This is a genomic window from Halomonas sp. 3A7M (assembly GCF_014897875.1).
In the GTDB taxonomy this organism is placed as follows: Bacteria; Pseudomonadota; Gammaproteobacteria; order Pseudomonadales; family Halomonadaceae; genus Vreelandella.
The window spans coordinates 1-3,336 of sequence record NZ_JABUZD010000130.1; the positions used below are offsets into that span (position 1 = coordinate 1).

Genomic DNA, 3,336 nt, shown 5'->3' on the forward strand with positions numbered 1-3,336 from the left:
GGCCCAGCTCAGGGGGCGAATTCCACACTTGGCGTCGAAGAGCCTTTTTTTGGGCCTCTATTTCTACACCAGGTTGAGACACACCACGTGACCATCAGCACCCGCTATACCGTTGATCATTTTTTAGGCTACGGACGCCGATACAGTATCGATTACTGCTTTCCCATTACTTCCAACGCTGCCTGCACGCCGAAAACATCGATCGCCCAAGGGCGCGTAGAAGAAGTTAGCCTAGCGGCGGGTGTGGAGCTTTTTATTTCCGATTTGGATGTGCTGCGACCTTATCAATCGTTCTCTAAGGACAATACCGACCTGCTGATTGTGGTGATGTTAGAGGGCTGCGCACATTTCGATATTGATGGCCAAAAGCGTTGGATAACGGCAGGGGAAGCTTGCTGGCTAAGGCTGGACACAGGTTTAACGCTAAGCGCTTTTCATCCTGCTAATCAACGGCTTCGCACGCTATGCCTATCGCTCGACGCATCAGCGATGCACGCTTGGTATGGTGCTCACACCTCATCAGCGTCCCCCCATGTCTGGCAACTCAGCCCTGGGTTACAGCTAACCATCGATGAAGCATGCGGTACTTCCAGTAGCGCAGAGTCACAGCGCATGCGCTTTCAAGGATTAGCACTGCAAATCATCGCCCAGGGGCTGGACGGCCGTTCGCCATATACGGCTGACAGTGGCGCACTGTACCGACAGCGCTTGGCGCTGATACGCCGCTGGCTGGATGAAGAGCCGTCGTTTGACCACACGCTGCAACGCTTAGCGGAACGCGCGGCCATGAGCCCAAGTACGCTAATGCGGCATTTCAAGCTGGCTTACGGCCTAGCGCCCATCGACTATTTGCGCAAGCGTCGGCTTGCGTTAGCCCGCGAGCTGCTGCTGAGCGGCCACAGCGTTCAACAAGCGGCACATTTAAGTGGCTACCGTCATGCCAGCAACTTTATTACTGCATTCAAGAAAAACTACGGTATCTCGCCGGGTGCTTTGACGGAAAGTTCCCTGAAACGCTCCTAAAACGATACGGCTGACGTTTGCGCATAATCAATTGCGCGGCGGGCATAACCGCCCGCCCATCATAAGTGGAATAATTCTCATTATGAAATATTAACTACTAGCAACATCCACTTTGGAAAACCGCTCCATGCCATTGTTATATCGATCAACATGCACTGCACTTATTCTTGCCTACCCTTTGCTTGCCTTTGCTGAAGCTCCTGACGAAACATTGGACAATTTGCTAGTGACCGGTGAGCGCCTCAGCACCAGCAGTGAAGGCACTCAGCGCTACACAGTTCCCGCTAGCCGCAGTGCGGTCGGGCTGTCATTAACACCACGCGAGACGCCCCAATCAACAAGTGTTATTACTCGCCAGCACATCGACGACCGTGCGGCACAGACAGGCGGTGATGTGTTAGCCCAAGTACCCGGTGTTTCGCCAAGCCGAGCTGACAGTAACCGGATTAGCTATGCCGCACGTGGTTTCTCGATACGTAGCGTACAGTTTGACGGACTCAGCATTCCGCTCAGCGGTTTCTGGAATTTTGGCGATACCGACTGGGATGCGGCGATTTATGATCGTGTTGAAGTAGTGCGCGGAGCAACCGGTTTATTGACCGGCGCTGGCGAACCATCGGCAAGCGTTAACTTTATTCGCAAACGCCCGTTGTCCGAAGCGGCTGCCTCTGTTTCCGCAGGCCTCGGCCGTTGGGACCGGCGCCGCATCACGGCGGATGTGTCTGTCCCATTAAGCAGCAATGGCACGACAGGGGCCCGCTTTGTCGTAGCCAAAGGCCAGAACGATAGCTTTATCTCTCATCTCGAAGATGACCATGAGACGCTTTACGGTGTTATCAGTAGCGAGCTTACCCCCGCTACTCAATTAACCGTAGGGGTTGAATATCAGCACAACGAGACGCTCGGCGCGGGGGCCAGTGTCCCGGCTTTTTATGCTGACGGCAGCCGCACGGACTTTGACCGCAGCGCATCTAACAACACCGACTGGTCAACGTTTTACAACGAGACCACTCGCGTGTTCGCTGATCTTAGCCACCAACTGGATAACGGCTGGACGTTACGCGCCGCGGTCAGCCATAACGATGGTAACTATGGCCTAGAGTACCTTTATCGCGGCGGTTTCCCAGACAGGGAGACAGGCCTTGGTATGTCCAGCTCCTTCTTAAATTACCGCGGCAACCGCACTCAACAAACCGTTAACGTAACGGCCGAAGGTGATTTCAGCTTATTTGGCCGCCAACACGAGCTGGGCTTTGGCTGGATGCATAACGAAGATGACTTTGAGATAAAACTGGCCACCCCGGTTGGCACGCCGCCTTCCGCGGGTAGTTACCTTAATTGGCGAGACAGTGTGGTGGCCAAGCCTCAGTGGGGGCAATTCAACAGCTCAGATAATATGCAGGTAACGCAAAGCGGCGGCTTTATGGTGTCGCGCTTTTCGTTGAGTGATCCGCTTAATCTTATTCTTGGTGCACGCCTGAGCGACTGGGAATTAGATCAGACTTACTATGGGTCTGAGCGGCAATACCGATACAGCAATGAAATAACGCCTTATGCAGGCATTATCTACGATATTAATGACTATACCTCTGTTTACGCGAGTTATACCGAGATTTTTCAGTCTCAGAATGCCCGCCGTGAGAATGGCTCTCTGCTGGACCCTATTCAGGGTCGCAGCTATGAACTGGGGGCTAAGGCAACCCTTCTGAACGGCCACTTGGATAGCAGTATTGCACTGTTTAGAACAGAGCAAAACGGTGTGGCCGAAGCCATTCCTGGCGTTGATGTGATCGGCCAGCCGGGTACGTCCGCCCATCGCAGTGTTGATGGTAATCAGGTCAATGGCGTTGAAGTCGAATTGATTGGTGAAGTGGCCTCTGGCTGGAATGTGAGCGCCAGCTACGCGCTAGCCAATGCAGAAAATTCCGACGGCGAGCGGACCAATACGACCCATCCGCGCCAACAGGTCAAACTGTTTACCACTTACCAACTACCGGGTGCATGGAGTGGCTTAACACTGGGCGGCGGGGCTCGTTGGCAAAGCGATATTTGGCGGAACACATCTAGCCCCAATGGACAGGTTAAGGTTGGGCAAGACGCTTACGCCGTTGCTGACCTGATGGCACGCTACCGTTTCAACGATCAATTAAGCGCGCAGTTGAACATCAACAACGTGTTTGACCAGGACTACTACGAGCAAATTGGTTTCTACAGCCAGTACTGGCTTGGCGAACCGCGTAGTGCCGCTATGTCAATCAACTGGGATTGGATCGGGTCGGAGGGGAGCTAGTCCCCGTCCGCCCACACCACCTG

At 53.8% G+C, this 3,336-nt stretch carries 2 protein-coding genes; both read left to right on the top strand.

Annotated features, from left to right (window positions below; translation table 11 throughout):
• Window positions 1-1,023 (top strand): helix-turn-helix transcriptional regulator (locus INT19_RS11845; protein WP_226924596.1); only part of this gene is annotated, 1,023 nt, incomplete at its 5' end.
• Window positions 1,024-1,150: 127 nt separating this feature from the next.
• Window positions 1,151-3,313, top strand: coding sequence for a TonB-dependent alcaligin siderophore receptor FauA (gene fauA / locus INT19_RS11850; RefSeq protein WP_193060884.1), 2,163 nt, complete (start codon window positions 1,151-1,153; stop codon window positions 3,311-3,313).
• Window positions 3,314-3,336 lie beyond the last annotated feature (23 nt).

Bases quoted from the DNA above. Each gene is read 5' to 3' on its own strand.
- fauA (WP_193060884.1), top strand. From the start codon at position 1,151: ATGCCATTGTTATATCGATCAACATGCACTGCACTTATTCTTGCCTAC.